The sequence below is a fragment of the Aquabacterium sp. genome, assembly GCF_034003525.1.
Classification (GTDB): domain Bacteria; phylum Pseudomonadota; class Gammaproteobacteria; order Burkholderiales; family Burkholderiaceae_C; genus Aquabacterium.
Genome location: NZ_JAVEYN010000044.1, coordinates 1 through 15,742, shown reverse-complemented (window position 1 = coordinate 15,742; position 15,742 = coordinate 1). Strand labels below are relative to the sequence as shown.

The window sequence follows — 15,742 nt, the reverse complement described above, 5'->3', positions numbered from 1 at the left end:
GTCGGCCCGCTCCATCCAGTCCAGGGCCTCTTGGGTCTTGCCGCGCAGGTCGGCTGCCTGGGCCATCAGCAGGTAAGCCTGTTCGAGGTCGGGGCTCAGGGCGGCGGCCGTGTTGCCGTCGGTCGCGGGGGCGTCCGGCGCGCGTCCTTGAGTGGACTGTGCGCGGGCGAGCACGGGCTGCAAGGCGGCTTCGGCCTGATCGAGCTTCTTGAGCTCCAGGCGGATGGCGGCCAGCAGCAGCCAGTGGCCCATCTGATCGGGCTGCTCGCGCACCAGGGTTTCGAGCTGGGGCTCGGCCTCGCTGTAGCGTTGCAGCAAGGTCAGCTGGCGGGCGTAGGCCAGGCGCACCACAGGTGAGGCATCGGTGCGCTGCAGTTGCTTGCGCACGATCGCCTCGGTGTCTGGCGCCTGCTTCATCAGGTCGATGGCGAGCAGGCCGGCCACGGGCAGGCCGGGCTTGAGGGCGATGGCGCGATCAAGGCCTTCGCGTGCCTTGTCCAGTTTGGCCGCACGCAGCCAGCCTTCGCTGCTGGCGGCCCAGGCTTCGGCTTGCTCGAGCGAGCGGCTGCGCCAGGGGGCGGTGGCTTCGTCGATGATGCGGGCGGCGGCCTGCTTGTCGCTGAGGCGGCTGAGGCTGCGCGGCAGGTTGGCGATGACCTGGGGCTGCTGGGGCGCGGGCGTCAGCTGGATGAAGCTGCGCAAGGCTGGGGCCAGCTCGGCGGTGCGGCCCAGGGCGATCAGGATCTGGCTGGTGAACTCGGCGGCCGGGCGCGATTGGGGCAGGGCCTGGCGCCAGGCCTTGGCCGCGGTCAGGGCCTGCTCGCCAGCACGGGCGCGCAAGGCGACTTCGACGGCACGTTGGAACAGCTGGCCGTTCTTGTGGCGCCGTGCGGCGTCGAGGTAGAGCAGGTAGGCCGAGCCAGGGTCGCCCGCATTGGCCTGAATTTCCGCAATGAGCACCTGGTAGAACAGCTGCGCGTCCATCTCGGAGTTGCGCACCGGCGGCTTGGCCACGGGGGCGCTGGCGGCTGATGTGGCACTGCGTGGGGCCGGCTTGTCAGGTGCGGCCCAGGCGCTGTGGCACAGCAGGGCCAGAGCCAGCAGGCTGGTGCGCAAGGCTGGCATCGCAGGTGGGAACGCGGGCGTGTGTGCAGGCATGGACTCTCCAAGGGATGTGGCCATTCTATTGATGTGCACAGGGGTGTGCGGGGCGCCAGATAATCCGCGCATGCCCGAATTACCCGAAGTCGAAGTCACCCGCCTGAGTTTTGCCGATCGCATCGAGGGTGCGGAGGTGCTGGCGGTGCACACCGGCAAGCCTTTGCGCTGGCCACTGGGCATCGATGGTGATGACCTGATCGGCTGGCAGGTGGGCGTAGTGCAGCGCCGTGGCAAGTATCTGTGGCTGCCTTTGCAGGCGGCCGATGGGCGTAGCGGTGGCTTGCTGATCCACCTGGGCATGTCGGGTTCGCTGTCGTTTGCCGGCCGGGTGGGCGAGCCAGGGCCGCATGATCACTTCGACATGGTGACCTCGCGCGGGGTGCTGCGCCTGCACGATCCACGCCGCTTTGGGGCCGTGGTGTGGGGTGAGTCGCAGACCACGGGCATGCCGGGCAAGCTGCTGGCGGGCCTGGGCCTGGAGCCCTTTGATGCGGCGCTGGACGGGCCTTATGTGCACGCCCGCCTCAAGGGACGCAAGGTGTCGATCAAGCAGGCGCTGCTGGCCGGGGACATCGTGGTGGGGGCCGGCAACATCTACGCCTGCGAGGCCCTGTTTCGGGCCGGGATCGATCCGCGGCTGGCGGCCGGCAAGCTCAGCCGCCCTCGTTGTGAGCGGCTGGTGAGCGAGGTGCAGAGTGTGCTGCGGCAGGCCATGGTCTTGGGCGGCTCGAGTTTGAAGGACTTCAAGGATGCGCACGGCAGCCAAGGGCACTTCCAGCTCGCCACCGCCGTGTACGGCCGCGAGGGCGAGCCCTGTCGCGTGTGCAGCACGCCGGTGAAGCGGGTCGTGCAGGGTCAACGCTCGACGTTTTTCTGCCCCAATTGTCAGAAAAGGTGACAGACGTGATGGGGTTGGCTGGCAACGCTGCATTTTTTGCATGGGGCTGGGGAATGGCCCTTGTTACAGCATGAGCGCCTTGCGCTAGGATCGACGCCATGATGCCGACCTTTGCCAGCCACCTGGACGCCCTGGGCCAGTGGCGTGCCGATACCGACGCCCGATTGGCGGCGTTGGCCCGCTTTGCCCGTGAACATGACTTGCTCGACGATGCCTCGGCCGAGTGGTTCGAAGCCATGCGCCATCGCCTGTCGGGCGAAAAGCTCATGGTGGCGTTCGTGGCCGAGTTCTCGCGCGGCAAGTCCGAGCTGATCAACGCGATCTTCTTCTCGGACAAGGGCCGGCGCATGATGCCCGCTTCGGCAGGCCGCACCACGATGTGTCCGGTCGAGCTGGGTTACGACGCGGCGGATCCGGTTGGGCTGTCGTTGCTGCCTATCGAGACCCGCCTGGAAGCCGCCTCGCTGGCCGAGTACCGCCGCCAGAACGCCGCCTGGACCTGGGTGGATCTGGACTTGTCCGATCCGGATGGCATGGCCGCCGCCTTGGGCGAGGTAATGCGCACCCGCCTGGTGACCCAGGACGAGGCCGCGCGACTGGGGTTCTGGGACGAACAGCGCCCCGAAGACAATCCGCCAATGCAGGCCGATGGGCGCATTGAGGTGCCTGTGTGGCGCCATGCACGCATCAACCTGCCGCATCCCTTGCTCAAACGTGGCCTGGTGGTGCTGGACACGCCGGGCCTGAACGCCATCGGCACGGAGCCGGAGCTGACCCTGGGTCTGCTGCCGCAGGCCCATGCGACGGTGTTCATCCTGGGGGCCGACACGGGCGTGACCAAGTCCGATCTGGCCATCTGGCGCGATCATCTCTGTGGCCCGGCCCTGGCGCGTTACGTGGCCCTCAACAAGATCGACTCGCTGGTGGACCCGCTGAGCTCGCCCGCCGAGGTGCAGCAGACCATCGTGCGCCAGTGCGAGAGCGTGGCGCAGACGCTGGAGATTCCGGCGAACCACGTGTTCCCGATCTCGGCACGTCAGGCGCTGGCCGCCCGCTTGTCGGGTGACGCCGCCGGCTTGGCGCAGAGCCGTCTGGAAGACTTCGAGCTGGCGCTGTCGGAAGGCCTGTTGCCCAAGCGTCGCGAGAACCTGGCCGAAGCGGCCTCGCAAGGGGCGGTGCAGTTCCAGCACCAGCTCACGCGCCGTTTTGGAGAGATGCGCCGTCTGTACGCCGACCAGTTGGCCGAGTTGCGCAGCCTGCGTGGCAAGAGCTCGGGCAAGGTGCAGCTGATGCTGCAGCGCGTGCAGATGGAGGCCAACGAGTTCGAGCAGTGCACGGCGCGCCTGCAGGCTTTGCGCACGGTGCATGCGCGCATGCTGAAAGAAGCGCTGCACGACCTGTCGGCCGAGCGCTTGCGTCATGAGGTGGAGGCGCTGCAGCAGGTGCTGGGCGGCTCGTGGCTGCCGCTGGGTGCCCGCAAGGCTTTCATCGAGCTGTGCGCCCGCCTGCGTGCGCTGGTGGAGCTGGCGCAGGAACGCAGTGACGAGATCCACTCGATGCTGGTAGCCTCGTATGCCAAGCTCAATGCCGAGTTCGGTTTCAGCCTGGTGGCCGATGCCCCGCTCGATGTGCGTCGCTACACCGAAGACCTGAACCTGATCGAGCGCAACTATGTGCAGTATCTGGGCCTGAGCCAGGCCTTCCGCCTGGCCCAGCCGGGCTTCCAGGAGCAGTTCCGTCGCATGCTGGTGTCGCGTCTGCGCGTCGTGTTCGAGACCGTGAGCAACGACATCGAGTTGTGGAGCAAGACGTCTTCGGCGCAGGTGGACAGCCAGTTGCGCGAACGCCGCCGCAACTTCAAGCGCCGCTATGAGTCGCTCGATCGCATCCAGTCGGCGGCCAGCGATCTGGACGCGCGCCTGCAGGATGTGCAGGCACAGGATGAGCGCGTGATGCAACTGCAAAACCGCCTGAACGTGTTGGTGGACGAGTTGCTGGTGCAGGCGCGTGAAGAGCGCTTGGGCGTGAAGGACTCGTCTCTGGGGACGTTTGACGGCGAGCTGGTCTTGCCCGCATGAGTTTGTCGGATCCCGAGAACATGCTGCAGCGTGCGCAGCAGGCGAGCCCTGATTTGGCTGAGCGCCTGGTGGCCTGGCAGCACCAAGATGGTCGCCACCACCTGCCGTGGCAAAAGCTGCGTGACCCGTACCGCGTGTGGCTGTCCGAGATCATGCTGCAGCAGACCCAGGTCACGACCGTGCTGGGTTACTTCGAGCGCTTCTTGCAGCGGTTTCCGGATGTGCAGGCGCTGGCCGCCGCACCTTTGGACGATGTGCTGACCTTGTGGGCCGGGCTGGGCTACTACAGCCGGGCGCGCAATCTGCACCGTTGTGCGCAGGATGTGGTGAACCTGCATGGTGGGCGTTTCCCCGCCACCAGCGAAGCCTTGCAGACCTTGCCGGGCATCGGGCCGTCCACCGCAGCGGCCATCGCCTCGTTCTGCTTTGACGAGCGCGTGTCCATCATGGATGGCAATGTGAAGCGGGTGCTCAGCCGGGTGCTGGGCTGGGGCGAGGACCTGTCGGTGCGTTCGCACGAGAAGGCACTGATCGCGGCCGCGCAGGTGGTGCTGCCGCAGCGCACCGAGGTGATGCCGTCTTACACCCAGGGCCTGATGGACCTGGGCGCGACTTTGTGCACGCCGCGCAAGCCGTCGTGCCTGATGTGCCCCTGGTCAGATCTGTGTGTGGCACGCCAGGTGGGTGACCCCGAGCGTTACCCGGTGAAGAGCCGCAAGCTCAAGCGCAGCGAACGTGAGAACTGGTGGTTGTGGCCGGAGTGGCGCGAGCAGGTGTGGCTGCAGCAGATGCCCGACAAGGGCGTGTGGGCCGGCCTGTGGACCTTGCCTTTGCTGGACAGCGATGAGGCCGTGTCGGCCGTGTTGGGCAGCGCGGTGAACGCCAGGGTGGAACGCCAGCCGCGCATGAAGCATGTGCTGACGCACCTGGACTGGTGGCTGCACCCACGCCGCGTGGTGCTGAACGATGCCGAGGCCCTGGGCTTGGAGGCGGCCTTGCGTGTGCAAGCGCCAGCCGGGCGTTGGGTGCCGCTGGCCGACCTGGCCAACTGGGGCTTGCCGGCGCCGCTGCGGCGCCTGCTGGTGGGCTGATCAGCCCAGGGTGACGACCACCGGGGCGTGGTCGCTGGGGCGCTCGTTCTTGCGCGGTGCCTTGTCGATGACGCAGGCGCTGACTCGTGGCTTGAGCGCCTCGCTCACCAGGATGTGGTCGATGCGCAGACCCTGGTTCTTGCGGAAGGCCAAGTTGCGGTAGTCCCACCAGCTCCAGGGCTTGGGCGGCTGCTCGAACATGCGGAAGGCGTCGGTCAGGCCCAGTTGCAGCAGCTTCTGGAAGTGCTCGCGCTCGGGCACGGTGCAATGGATCTGGTCTTTCCAGCCCACGGGGTCGTACACGTCGTCGTCGGTGGGGGCGATGTTGTAGTCGCCCATGATGACGAGGTTGGGGTGGCGGGTGAGCTCGTCCTGCACCCAGGCTTCCAGCGCGGTGAGCCAGTTCATCTTGTAGACGAACTTGTCGCTGTCAGGCGCCTGGCCGTTGGGGAAGTAGCAGCCGATGACGCGTACGCTGCCGACCACCGGGTCGTTGACGGTGCCGGCGATGACGCGAGCCTGATCGTCTGCAAAGCCGGGGATGTTCTTGACGATCTCGGTGCTGGCGCTGCGCGTCAGCAGGGCGACGCCGTTGTAGGTCTTCTGGCCAAACCACTGGGCCTGGTAGCCCGCGGCTTCCAGGTCGGCGTGGGGAAACTTGTCGTCGGTGAGCTTGGTTTCCTGCAGCACCAGGGCATCGACCGGGTTGGCGGCGAGCCAGTCCAGCAGTTGCGGCAGGCGCACGGAGAGGGAGTTGACGTTCCAGGTGGCGAGTTGCATGGGGGAGAGGCCTTGGCGGATCGGGTCTGGGAGGCGCACAGGGCGCGTCGGATGACTCGGATTGTCGCTGTTGTGCGTGGGCCTTGCTGGCAGCGGGGTGGGTGGTGGCGGTGTGCGGCGCATGAAAAAGGCCGACACATGGTCGGCCTTTGGTGCATTGCGTACAGTGCGGGCGCTGAGCGCCGGTGCATCAAGCCTGAGCTGCGGCCTTCAACGCCAGGCGCTTGGTGCGCGCGCGGATGTTGAGAAACTCCACCGCCAACGAGAAGGACATGGCAGCGTAGATGTAGCCCTTGGGCACGTGGGCGTCGAGCGCTTCGGCGGTCAGGGCCATGCCGACCATCACGAGGAAGGCCAGAGCCAGCACCTTGACGGAGGGATGTGCGTCCACGAAATCACCGATGGGTTTGGCGGCAAACAGCATCACGCCGACCGAGGTGATCACGGCAGCCACCATCACGCCGATCTGGTCGACCATGCCGACGGCGGTGATGACCGAGTCGAGCGAGAAGACGATGTCGATGACGGCGATCTGGGCGATGATGCCCCAGAACAGGCGGGCGCCTGCGGCCTTGATGAGGGCCGGGTCGGTGTCGGGCGCGTGGTCTTCTTCGCGGGCCTCCACTTCGACGAAGATCTCGTGCGAGGCCTTCCAGAGCAGGAACAGTCCACCGAACAGCAGCACCAGGTCGCGGCCACTGATACCCAAGTCGAAGATGTGGAAGAGGTCGGCCTTGAGGCTCATGACCCAGCTCAGCGAGAACAGCAGCAGCAGGCGCGAGATCATGGCGAAGGCCAGGCCCATGCGGCGAGCCTTGTCGCGCACGTCGGCGGGCAGGCGGCCGACCAGGATGGAGATGAAGATGATGTTGTCGACGCCGAGGACGATTTCCAGGGCGGTCAGCATCGCGAAGGCGATCCAGATATTGGGGTCGAGCAGGAATTCCATGAGGGGACTTCAGGAGGGTTCGGGAAAGAAAAAAAGGCGGCGCAAAACGCCAAACCGGTCACGATAGCGCGTGCCGGTCTTCAGGTAAATGCGAATTTAAGGTTGCGTTGATTCAGTAAAAACTGAATTTGGGGGCACTTATTTGTGGCGCTGATACACGACGAAGTGATACGGCCAGCCCGCCTCGGCCTGGTGGGTCTCGCGGCTGACTTCGGTGAAGGTGCTGCGGTCCCAGGTGGGGAAGAAGGCGTCGGCGTCGAAGTCGGCATCGACTTCGGTGAGGATGAGCTCGTCCGCCTGCGGTAGGGCCTGGGCATACAGCTCGCCGCCACCGATGACGAACACGCGCGCCTGGTCGGACACCAGGGCACGGGCCTCGTCCAGGGTATGGGCCACGTCCACCCCTTCGTGCTGCCAGGCGGTGTTGCGTGTGACGACGATGTTGCGGCGACCCGGCAGAGGGCGACCGATGGACTCGAAGGTTTTGCGGCCCATGATGACCGGGCAACCGAGGGTGGTGCGCTTGAAGAACTTGAGGTCTTCGGGCAGGCGCCACAGCAGGGCATTGTCTTTGCCGATGGCGCCATTGCGGGCCACGGCGGCGATCAGGATGAGGGTGGAGGTGGACATGGTGGCGGGAGAGTGTGCGCTCGTTCTGGAGCGTGAGTGTAGGGGGCGAACAACTTCACCCCAGCTTGGCGCTCACGGTATTCAGCCAGATACCCGCATCAAGGATCTGGTCAGCTCGGCCGCTGGCAGGTTCCTACAGCCGCTGGTGTTTTGCCCCGCCCACAGGGGTGTGAAGTCGGTGATGCCTTGGCTTTCGGCCTTGGCGCGCAAGACGGTGATGGCCGCCGTGGCCAGCGGGAAGTCGGGGGCGGCCGGGCAGATGGGGCCGAGCTCGCGCATGACGCGGTTGACGATGCCGCGTGCCGGGCGGCCGGTGAACACGTTGGTGAGGGCGGTGACACGGGCTTGCTCGCTGTGGAGTGCTGCGCGGTGCAGGGCGCTGGTGGTGGCCTCGGGGCAGGTGAGGTAGGCGGTGCCGACCTGCACACCGGCAGCACCCAGGGCCATGGCGGCGGCCACGCCCTTGGCATCGGCAATGCCGCCGGCCGCGATCACCGGGACCGTCACGGCTTGCACGATCTGGGGCAACAGGGCGAAGGTGCCGACTTGCGTCTGAATGTCGTCGGTCAGGAACATGCCTCGGTGCCCGCCGGCTTCCAGGCCTTGCGCAATGATGGCGTCCACTCCGTGAGCCTCCAGCCAGAGGGCTTCGTCTACCGTGGTGGCCGAGGACAGCACTTTGGCGCCCCAGCTTTTCACGCGCGCCATCAGATCTGCGGAGGGCAGGCCGAAATGAAAGCTCACGACCGGGGGCTTGAACGTGGCCAGCAACTCGGCCATGCCGGCACTGAAGGGCAGGCGTCCTGGCCCGGACGGGATGGCGTTCACATCGATGCCGAACTCGGTGAAGTAGGGTGCCAAAGCGGCGCGCCAGGTGGCTTCGCGCTCGGGGTCAGGCGTGGGCGATGTGTGGCAGAAGAAGTTGACGTTGTACGGTCGGGTGGTCTGGGACTGGAGGGTCGCCAGCTCCTTGCTGAGCGCATCCGGGGTGAGCATGGCACAGGGCAGTGAGCCCAGACCGCCCGCATTGGAGACCGCCACGGCCAGATCGCTGCCTTGCACGCCGGCCATCGGGGCCTGGATGATGGGGAGGTCGATGCCGAGGAGTTGCTGCAGGCGCATGGGTGAGCTCGATGTGGGCAGTTGAAAGCGATGAGGTGCGTGCGCTCATGCACTGGGCGCGATTCTCATGCCTCGGCTTTCGGGGGCTTCTCAGAGAGGTCCGCACGGCGTTGTTCGCACAGGGCGCGGGCCTGAACCTCAAAGTGATTGAGCCAGTACGGATGTCGGCCTCGCAGCAACTGTATGAGGCTGGAGGCCGGGTACGCCAGGAAAAACACCACGCCCCACCGCTCGTACTGTCGCACATGTTCCTGTTCATGGGCGCGCAACTGGCTCAGCGTGTGTTCGCTGCCGCCCAGCACGACATGGCCCAGGGTGATGGCCCCCAGGTCGAGGCGCGTGCGTCGATGGCCCGGTAAGGCGACCTCCAGCACCCCGGTGTGGAGGTGAGCGCGGCCACCCAGGAGCAGGATGGGCGCGGCCAGCAACACGCCGACGAGTGAGCACGGGGATGCCCACGCATACCGAAGAAATGTCAAGAGGCGGCTGTGCTGACGCATGGTGGCTTGGCGCTTCATGAGAAGCCTGAAACCCCGATCAACCAGTAGATGCCGAGGGCCACCCCACCAGCCAACTGACCCAGGAGTGGCCATGTGACAGGCCGCTTGTTTTGAGCGTCTCGGGCCTTGAGCAGGGCAATCAGACCTGCGATGAGTGTGACCAGGTACAGGCCCGACCAAGCAAACCACGCAACGCCAAGGCCCATGCAGCCGAAACTTTCACAGCGGATGCGGAAGTTGAGGACGGCCACCACGGCGGTGGCCATCAAGAGCAGCCAGTAGATGTAGCGCATGGTGTGATGTACTCCGCCCTGCACTCAGATGGGCAGCCAGCGCCACCAGAAAGGCTGGCGCGGCTCGCGGGCGTGCAGGCGGGTCAGGGTGGTGATGAGATCGGTGCGGCCATGCTTGCGTGCCGCTTGCAGTGGCGTGAGGCCATCAAAGTCGGACATGAGATGGGGGTCGGCACCGTGTGCGAGGAGGTAGTTCGCCACCTCATCGTGTCCTTGGATCAGGCTGGCCACCAGGGGCGTGCACATGATCTCGGGGTGCTGGTAGTTGGGGTTGACGCCTTGGCTGATGTGGTAGTCGACCAGCGCGAGGTTGCCATCCAGGGCGGCCTGATACAGGTCCTTCCAGTCTCCAGCAGACATTGCGATCTCCCGTGTGCGTGCTTGCTTTGCGCACTATAGGGCAGCCGTGCCGCGCTGCCTTGCGACTGTGCGCAGGGATCACAGCATGCTGCGCAGGACCTTGTCGCGTTTGATCAGGCCATGGTGCAAGGCGGCGGTGATGTGCAGCAGCACCAGCGCAATGAGTCCCCAGGCACCCCAGCCATGCAACTCGCGCAAAAGGCCGTAGGTGCGGAGGTCGACCGGCAGCAATGCTGGCACCGTGAACAGGCCGAACACGCTCACCGGTCGCCCGGCTGCGCCTTGCATCAGCAGGCCGGTGATCGGCATGGCCAACATGGCCACGTACAGCAGCACCTGCGTGCCGTGGGCCGCGTGTTTCTGTGCGGCCGAAAGGGTGCTGGGCAGGGCCGGGGGCCTGTGGGTGAGGCGCACGACCAGTCTCACCAATACCAACAGCAAGGCCAGCACGCCCAAGGACTTGTGCGCGGTCAGCAAGGTGAGGTGCCAGGTTTGCAGGCTCTGCACCATGGCCAGGCCGGCCAGCAAGAGCGAGAACAGCAACAGCGCCATGGACCAGTGCAGGATGCGTGCGGGCAGGCTGTAAACATCAGCTTGACTCATGATGTGCATTCCAATGGGGTGGGTCAGAGACTTTCGCGGGCGCGGCGGCGGAAGGACTCCGCATAGGCAGCCGAGCGGGCGCGCAAGATGGGGTCCTCGGTGGCGGCCATGCCGGCGGGCAACACCAGCGGATCAAAGTTGATGCCCTTGCATTGCCCATTGGCTTCGGGCCGAGCTTCGCGGATCAGCAACTGGCCGGCCACCACTTGGGGTCGATCCTCGGGCCACGGCACGGTGGGGTCGTTCTCGTTGTCGGTGGACGCAGCCAAGGTGAACACCAGATCGAACACCACAGGGGCCTGCTTGACCCGGGCCAGAAACTCGGCTTGCAGCGCATCGGGGTCGTTGGGGTTGAGCGCGGTGAGCGGTTCGGCGAGCGTGTCAGCGGCAGGCACCGCTGCCCAGCGCACGGCCTGGCGCTGACCGGCAGGTCCCAGCAGGTAGAACGCATTGATGCTGTGATAACGCTCGGTGGCAAAGCTCTGTGTGGGCACATAGCCCTTTTGCCACGCGAGAAAGGCCTGCGTTTCAGGGTGTGAGGCAAAAAAGGCCTGGATGCGCTGCGGATTGCGCTGGCCCGTGGCCGGATCGGGGGCCAGGGCCGACAACTGCTCGTAAAAAGCCTCGGGGGTGCCCACTGCCATCACCGGTGGCGTGTTCATGGCGGTGCGCCAACCGTTGGCATCGCCCTGGCCCAGGCTCAGCGCCAGGCTGCGAACCGGCGAGCGCAGATCAGGCGCGGTCGGGTTGGTGCCGGCAATCGAGATGCGGCCGACAAAGCCCGTCTGGCCGGCTTGAAACACCTGTGCGCTGGAGTAGGGGGCCAGCTTGCCGCTGGATTGGAACTCGCCCGCCACGCAGAAGCCCTTGGCGTGCGCACGACGGAAGCCCTCGTGAGGGGTGGGTCCTTCTTGCAGGTTCACAAACCGTTGGGCGGTGATGCTGGATTGCCCCGCACCGCTGGCCACGACGTAAATGACACCAGCCAGTGAGCCCACCGCCAGCACCACGGCGGCATACCGAAAAGCGGACATAGCCCGGTCATCCTTTCTTCTTGTCGTGACATGAAGTCGTGAAGTGCCGCATTGTGGCCAACTTTACGCACGACCGGGGATGTGGGGTTAATGCCGCTGGGCCTCACTCAGGCCGAATGACGACCGAAGGCGCGCTGCGATGGTGAGGGCCATGGCAGACGGCTTCGATGTTGTTGCCGTCCGGGTCGAGCACAAAGGCGGCGTAGTAGCCCGGGTGATAGGCGCGTTCACCGGGAGGGCCGTTGTCGAGGCCACCTGCGGCCAGCGCGGCCTGATAGAAGGCTTGCACGGTGGCTTCGTCAGGGGCCTGGAAGGCGAGGTGCACACGCGAGACATACTCGCCGGCCGCCTCCACCACCAGTTCGTCGGCATAGAAGAAGTCGGGGCCTTCTTGCACGATGTCGGGCCAACCCAGTGCGGCGAACACCGCGCGGTAGAAACGCTTGCTGGCTGTCAGGTCTGACACCCGCAGGTGCACATGATCGAACAGCCGGCCGCGGTGGAATTCCATGATGTGCTCCTGATGCGAATCAACACTCAGGTCTGGATAGGTTGAGCCATTCCTGCACGCTGGGTCGCTGCCATTGGGCTTTGGCATACGCGGCCAACCTGGCAGGCAGCGCGTCACCCGCCAGACGCAGGCGGTTCAGCATGAGTGCCAGATCGGTGTCGGCGATGGACCACTGATCAAACAGCGAGGAGCGGCCAGGTGGCAGGAAGGTTTGCGTGGCCGCAATGAGCTTGCGGACCGACGTTTGCGCCTCGGCCGACAGCGGCGGCGCTAGGCTGCGCTTCAGGAACACCACCTCGGCCGAGCGCTCTTGCCGAATGGGCAGGAGGTCGCTGCGCAACCAAGCCTGAATCTCTCGGGCTCGGGCTTTGGACTGGATGTCGGACGGGTAGAGCGCGGCGCCGGGGTAACGGTCTTCCAGGTACTCGCAGATGGCCGATGACTCGGACAGGTGGAAGCCGTCGTCACTGATGGCCGGCACGCGCCGTGTGGTGGACACCTCGGCGTACAAGGGATCTGACTGTTCGTGCCGCTCCAGGTTCACCAGCACGGTTTCGAAAGGCAGTTGCTTCTCGCGCAACGCCACGAACACCGACATGGCGTAGGGCGACAGGTAGTTGGAGTCGACAAACAGCTTCATGGCGCAGCTCCTGCCGCGATGGGCTGGTTCAGTGTGCGGGGCGCCCACTGCCGTGGCAGGTAGGCGGTTTCGATGCGTGCCCCTCAGGGATGTGTGTGAGGATTGCGTAGCCTGAGGCATTCGTCAACAGGCACCCTGGGGACTGGCGGTGTCAAAGAGGCATCTTGAACCTGTGCTCCCTGGAGGGCAACTGCTTCACGGCGTTACCCAGCCATGGGGGGCACGCTTGGCCATGAGGTGGTATGGCCCCTCCGGTCCTGTCTCATCTCGGAGCGTTATCCACCCTTGGGAATAGTAAAACTGCGCAGCGTTAATGTTGGCTTGAAGGCATTTGAGTGTCGGGGTGTTTGCAAAATACGGATTGCAGCCCTTTAGCAGTGCCTGGCCAATACCTTGCCGCTTGTGTAAGGGATGAACGAACAGGTTGTGCAAGAAGCTGTCAGGCTCCCAAATGGAGGCGAAGCCACGAATTTCCGCTTCCACGACCGCGACGAGAATGATTTCACCCTCGGTATGCTTGTCAAAATCGGCAGCTTGATGTGACCCGCTGGGTTCCCATGTGAAGGTTGCGTCGCGAGAGGCCACGTACAAGAGACGGAGCGGCTCCCGATCGGATTCTTCAAAATGGCGAACGTGGATGACCATGTTGATGACTCACTCGGCGTGGCGAAGCAGGAGAAGAATTCGCTTGTGTATGTTGATGATTCGGCGGCGAATGCTGGCATTGCCCGACGCGAATTGATGAATGGATTGGACGTTCTTGATTTTGTCGTAAATGTTGACGATGAGCGCCTCGGTCGTCTTGTCGGTCCAAGAGGCCAGATCCGTCCTCTCGATCCCTGGGAAGGGTGGAATTCGTTTGCGTTGAAGCAGGTTGAAGTTGAATCCTGCCTTGTTCAGGCGATCAAACTCAGTGGTCACAAAGTGTGGGATGACCGTTTCTGGTGAAACGCCGTCAGTGATCACGCGAAAACACAGCCGTGAGTTGCCTTTGAGCTCCTCGATCAGCGCGCGAGCGTCACCCTTGCGGTTCTTGCGGAATGCGTCAAACGACGCCATGGCCTTTGCCGTGCTGATGAAGCCCTCGAGGGCTGGAAGCAGTTCGATCATGGGCGAATTCGGTGGCTGAACGAATCAGTGAGTGAGCTTGAGCCCTGTGGCGTTAACCTGCGATGGGAGTACACAGCTCGACGAGCAGGCCGTCTGGACAGCGCACGTAAGACACGACCTGACCCCATGGCTTGGTGACCGGGGCCGCCAGTTCGGTGGCGCCTGCGGCCAAGGCTTTGGCGTGGGCGCCGGCCACATCGTTGGTAACCAGCCCGATCTCAAAGCCGAGAGGCTGGGGTGAAGTGTGGGCGGCCACGTGACCGCCGGGAAAGTTGGCATCCCCCAGCTCGTGTGCGGCAAAGGCCAGCGTGGTCTCGCCCGTGGCCAGCTCGCCATAGGTGCCCGACTCGTGCAGAAAGCGACGCGGCAGGCTGAAGGCCTGCTCACAAAACGCCAGTGAGGCCGCCACGTTCGGGACGTAAACGATGGTGTAGCCGAGTTTCATGGTGGCCTCCTGACGGGTTATCTGCATCGGTTTATCAGCTGAACATCACACAGTTTGTTGCGACGCCTGGCCATCCGCCGTGACCATTTTCCCGAATGTCACGTTGACTGGCAAAGCCGCGGCGTTGTCATCTTTGACCTCAATGAACCATTTGGGCTGCATGGCATCGAAATCCTGACGGATATTGGACGGCAGGTAACTCGCCGAATCCAGCACGTAAGGCTGGCCGTTCACACGTTTGAATACAACCCAGTGCCAGAAGTTCTTGCCCTCTTCCTGATGATGCTTGATGGACAACAAGGCCAGATCGGGCAATGAATTCCAGGATTCAAATGGGATTTCGTCTGAGGATGTATTGATGCCTGCGCTCGACAACATGCGCCGCACATACTGCGTATCGGACCACAGTGATTCGTCTGAGGCATGGATGCCCATGGCATTGGCTGCGGCCTTCACTTCCGAGTACGTTCTACCCAGAATATTGGCAACCGAGGCAATGCCGCAGCCGGTGGTTTCTTCCTGTATAACTGGTTTGAGCACTGAATCTCCCTTCATGTATGGCGAGCTGCTTGGTTCACGACGCCTCAGCTTTGCGCCGCAAGCGCCATGAGCTACGGTTGGGGCAGGGGTTGCAACATGGCCGCACGGTTGCCTTCCGTGTCGAGAAATGAAACGTAGGCGCCAATTCCTGGAATGTCCATGGGCTCGCCAAGAACCGTTCCGCCCGCCCTTTCAACTTTCTCCATGGATGCGTGAATGTCTGCTACCGCGATGACCACCGATGGGTGCTGAGCTGTGCTATCTGGCGTCTTTTCGAAGAGCCCGCCATTGATGGCGCCAGGTCGAGCTGGTCGCCCACCTGTGACCTCACAGGTGTTCGCAACGATGTAGTTGCTCATCTGTGGGCCGAGTGCTTGTGTCTGCCAGCCGAAGGCTGTGCCATAGAAATTCGCTGCACGCGCGGCGTCTTCATAGGGCATCTCGAAGTGAATGACAGGGTCCATCTTTCTCTCCTTCATTGAAGAGGAATTGATGAGCGTGAGGCCCTTCAGGCGTCAATCTGAGCCCCCAAGCCCAAAAGGGTGCAGCCAATTTAACGCCGTCGACGGTGAGTTGTGTGGGGGCGGCGGTGGGTGCTTTCCTCCTGTGCTTGGCTCTGGGCCGGCACGCTCAGGGTCTGGCGGACGATGGCTGGCTGTTGTTGGGACGTGCCGGCCACTGCTTGCTTGGCTGTGCCCGTTTCTCCGGCTGCACAGGGCGTACGACTGATGCGGCTGGACGTGCCGTCAGCGGAAATGCAGCGGTAGATGGGCAGTGAGCCGGAGGTTTGCGCGAGCGCCGCGGGCATGGCGCCAGCGGTCAGGCCGCCGAGCAACACCGTTGCCACCCAGGCGTGTGCCGTCCGCTTAGGGATGGTCTGCAAAACCTCCGCATGCAGCCCTGAATGTGAGACAGTGACAGCATGAAGCAGATGAGCCTGAGCACCACTGGATTTGAACGCAAGACCAAGAGAACGCGCAAGCGCGAGTTCCTCGAC

Annotated in this window: 20 protein-coding genes and 1 pseudogene; 3 read left to right on the top strand and 18 right to left on the bottom strand. The window is 64.2% G+C overall.

The genetic code is table 11. The annotated features are described in order from the left end of the window. Window positions 1-1,158 (bottom strand): annotated as a pseudogene (locus tag RBT42_RS15970) (hypothetical protein); the annotation flags it as partial. A 70-nt stretch (window positions 1,159-1,228) separates the two neighbouring features. Between RBT42_RS15970 and mutM the strand changes: the two are divergent. The 3 genes from mutM (at window position 1,229) to mutY (ending at window position 5,228) form a co-directional block, all read left to right on the top strand. Further along, entirely contained in the window at window positions 1,229-2,059 is an 831-nt protein-coding gene (mutM, locus tag RBT42_RS15965; protein ID WP_320366925.1) for a bifunctional DNA-formamidopyrimidine glycosylase/DNA-(apurinic or apyrimidinic site) lyase, read from the top strand. 98 nt (window positions 2,060-2,157) lie between these two features. Further along, the gene (locus tag RBT42_RS15960) at window positions 2,158-4,137 is read left to right on the top strand and encodes a dynamin family protein (protein WP_320366923.1); all 1,980 of its coding nucleotides are present in this window, start codon (window positions 2,158-2,160) and stop codon (window positions 4,135-4,137) included. Then, window positions 4,134-5,228, top strand: coding sequence for an A/G-specific adenine glycosylase (gene mutY / locus RBT42_RS15955; protein WP_320366921.1), 1,095 nt, complete (start codon window positions 4,134-4,136; stop codon window positions 5,226-5,228). Before RBT42_RS15960 ends, mutY begins: the two co-directional genes overlap by 4 nt. Here mutY and xth read toward each other — a convergent pair whose 3' ends face one another. From xth to RBT42_RS15870, 17 genes are all read right to left on the bottom strand, one after another. Beyond that, window positions 5,229-6,008: an exodeoxyribonuclease III gene (xth, locus tag RBT42_RS15950; RefSeq protein ID WP_320366919.1), complete on the bottom strand. Its 780-nt coding sequence runs from the start codon at window positions 6,006-6,008 to the stop codon at window positions 5,229-5,231. Window positions 6,009-6,198: 190 nt separating this feature from the next. Beyond that, window positions 6,199-6,957 carry a TerC family protein gene (locus RBT42_RS15945; protein ID WP_320366917.1) on the bottom strand — a complete coding sequence of 253 codons (759 nt, stop codon included), beginning with the start codon at window positions 6,955-6,957 and terminating at the stop codon, window positions 6,199-6,201. Window positions 6,958-7,095: 138 nt separating this feature from the next. Next, window positions 7,096-7,587: a dihydrofolate reductase gene (locus RBT42_RS15940; RefSeq protein ID WP_320366915.1), complete on the bottom strand. Its 492-nt coding sequence runs from the start codon at window positions 7,585-7,587 to the stop codon at window positions 7,096-7,098. A gap of 81 nt (window positions 7,588-7,668) precedes the next feature. Further along, window positions 7,669-8,709 (bottom strand): nitronate monooxygenase, encoded by a 1,041-nt coding sequence (locus RBT42_RS15935; RefSeq protein WP_320366913.1) that lies wholly within the window; start codon window positions 8,707-8,709, stop codon window positions 7,669-7,671. Window positions 8,710-8,774: 65 nt separating this feature from the next. Further along, window positions 8,775-9,227 (bottom strand): signal peptide prediction, encoded by a 453-nt coding sequence (locus RBT42_RS15930; protein WP_320366911.1) that lies wholly within the window; start codon window positions 9,225-9,227, stop codon window positions 8,775-8,777. Next, complete coding sequence (locus RBT42_RS15925; RefSeq protein ID WP_320366909.1) at window positions 9,224-9,502, bottom strand: hypothetical protein; 279 nt, start codon at window positions 9,500-9,502, stop codon at window positions 9,224-9,226. The genes RBT42_RS15930 and RBT42_RS15925 overlap by 4 nt, the downstream gene beginning before the upstream one ends. 24 nt (window positions 9,503-9,526) lie before the next feature. Beyond that, window positions 9,527-9,862, bottom strand: coding sequence for an ankyrin repeat domain-containing protein (locus tag RBT42_RS15920; RefSeq protein ID WP_320366907.1), 336 nt, complete (start codon window positions 9,860-9,862; stop codon window positions 9,527-9,529). A 78-nt stretch (window positions 9,863-9,940) separates the two neighbouring features. Beyond that, window positions 9,941-10,465 (bottom strand): cytochrome b, encoded by a 525-nt coding sequence (locus RBT42_RS15915; protein WP_320366905.1) that lies wholly within the window; start codon window positions 10,463-10,465, stop codon window positions 9,941-9,943. Between the two features lie 23 nt (window positions 10,466-10,488). Next, window positions 10,489-11,499: a catalase family peroxidase gene (locus RBT42_RS15910; RefSeq protein WP_320366903.1), complete on the bottom strand. Its 1,011-nt coding sequence runs from the start codon at window positions 11,497-11,499 to the stop codon at window positions 10,489-10,491. A 103-nt stretch (window positions 11,500-11,602) separates the two neighbouring features. After that, entirely contained in the window at window positions 11,603-12,010 is a 408-nt protein-coding gene (locus RBT42_RS15905; RefSeq protein WP_320366901.1) for a VOC family protein, read from the bottom strand. Window positions 12,011-12,029: 19 nt separating this feature from the next. Beyond that, window positions 12,030-12,650: a glutathione transferase gene (gene yfcF, locus RBT42_RS15900; RefSeq protein WP_320366900.1), complete on the bottom strand. Its 621-nt coding sequence runs from the start codon at window positions 12,648-12,650 to the stop codon at window positions 12,030-12,032. 195 nt (window positions 12,651-12,845) lie between these two features. Then, window positions 12,846-13,295, bottom strand: coding sequence for a GNAT family N-acetyltransferase (locus RBT42_RS15895; RefSeq protein ID WP_320366899.1), 450 nt, complete (start codon window positions 13,293-13,295; stop codon window positions 12,846-12,848). Between the two features lie 9 nt (window positions 13,296-13,304). Beyond that, a complete protein-coding gene (locus RBT42_RS15890) occupies window positions 13,305-13,760 on the bottom strand; it encodes a hypothetical protein (RefSeq protein ID WP_320366895.1) in 456 nt (151 codons plus the stop codon). 52 nt (window positions 13,761-13,812) lie between these two features. After that, window positions 13,813-14,205: a VOC family protein gene (locus RBT42_RS15885; RefSeq protein ID WP_320366893.1), complete on the bottom strand. Its 393-nt coding sequence runs from the start codon at window positions 14,203-14,205 to the stop codon at window positions 13,813-13,815. A 45-nt stretch (window positions 14,206-14,250) separates the two neighbouring features. Continuing rightward, a complete protein-coding gene (locus RBT42_RS15880; protein ID WP_320366891.1) occupies window positions 14,251-14,745 on the bottom strand; it encodes a hypothetical protein in 495 nt (164 codons plus the stop codon). 71 nt (window positions 14,746-14,816) lie between these two features. Further along, on the bottom strand, window positions 14,817-15,209 hold the full coding sequence (locus tag RBT42_RS15875) for a VOC family protein (protein WP_320366887.1): 393 nt from the start codon (window positions 15,207-15,209) through the stop codon (window positions 14,817-14,819). A gap of 89 nt (window positions 15,210-15,298) precedes the next feature. Continuing rightward, a partial coding sequence (locus RBT42_RS15870) for a hypothetical protein (RefSeq protein ID WP_320366885.1) occupies window positions 15,299-15,742 on the bottom strand: 444 nt, incomplete at its 5' end.

Excerpts from the sequence above, each read along its gene's own strand:
- mutM (WP_320366925.1), top strand. The coding sequence starts at position 1,229 with ATGCCCGAATTACCCGAAGTCGAAGTCACCCGCCTGAGTTTTGCCGAT.
- RBT42_RS15920 (WP_320366907.1), bottom strand. The coding sequence starts at position 9,862 with ATGTCTGCTGGAGACTGGAAGGACCTGTATCAGGCCGCCCTGGATGGC.
- RBT42_RS15915 (WP_320366905.1), bottom strand. The coding sequence starts at position 10,465 with ATGAGTCAAGCTGATGTTTACAGCCTGCCCGCACGCATCCTGCACTGG.
- yfcF (WP_320366900.1), bottom strand. The coding sequence starts at position 12,650 with ATGAAGCTGTTTGTCGACTCCAACTACCTGTCGCCCTACGCCATGTCG.
- RBT42_RS15935 (WP_320366913.1), bottom strand. The coding sequence starts at position 8,709 with ATGCGCCTGCAGCAACTCCTCGGCATCGACCTCCCCATCATCCAGGCC.
- RBT42_RS15960 (WP_320366923.1), top strand. The coding sequence starts at position 2,158 with ATGATGCCGACCTTTGCCAGCCACCTGGACGCCCTGGGCCAGTGGCGT.
- RBT42_RS15930 (WP_320366911.1), bottom strand. The coding sequence starts at position 9,227 with ATGAAGCGCCAAGCCACCATGCGTCAGCACAGCCGCCTCTTGACATTT.
- xth (WP_320366919.1), bottom strand. The coding sequence starts at position 6,008 with ATGCAACTCGCCACCTGGAACGTCAACTCCCTCTCCGTGCGCCTGCCG.
- RBT42_RS15890 (WP_320366895.1), bottom strand. The coding sequence starts at position 13,760 with ATGATCGAACTGCTTCCAGCCCTCGAGGGCTTCATCAGCACGGCAAAG.
- RBT42_RS15940 (WP_320366915.1), bottom strand. The coding sequence starts at position 7,587 with ATGTCCACCTCCACCCTCATCCTGATCGCCGCCGTGGCCCGCAATGGC.
- RBT42_RS15945 (WP_320366917.1), bottom strand. The coding sequence starts at position 6,957 with ATGGAATTCCTGCTCGACCCCAATATCTGGATCGCCTTCGCGATGCTG.
- RBT42_RS15885 (WP_320366893.1), bottom strand. The coding sequence starts at position 14,205 with ATGAAACTCGGCTACACCATCGTTTACGTCCCGAACGTGGCGGCCTCA.
- RBT42_RS15910 (WP_320366903.1), bottom strand. The coding sequence starts at position 11,499 with ATGTCCGCTTTTCGGTATGCCGCCGTGGTGCTGGCGGTGGGCTCACTG.
- mutY (WP_320366921.1), top strand. The coding sequence starts at position 4,134 with ATGAGTTTGTCGGATCCCGAGAACATGCTGCAGCGTGCGCAGCAGGCG.
- RBT42_RS15875 (WP_320366887.1), bottom strand. The coding sequence starts at position 15,209 with ATGGACCCTGTCATTCACTTCGAGATGCCCTATGAAGACGCCGCGCGT.
- RBT42_RS15905 (WP_320366901.1), bottom strand. The coding sequence starts at position 12,010 with ATGGAATTCCACCGCGGCCGGCTGTTCGATCATGTGCACCTGCGGGTG.
- RBT42_RS15925 (WP_320366909.1), bottom strand. The coding sequence starts at position 9,502 with ATGCGCTACATCTACTGGCTGCTCTTGATGGCCACCGCCGTGGTGGCC.
- RBT42_RS15895 (WP_320366899.1), bottom strand. The coding sequence starts at position 13,295 with ATGGTCATCCACGTTCGCCATTTTGAAGAATCCGATCGGGAGCCGCTC.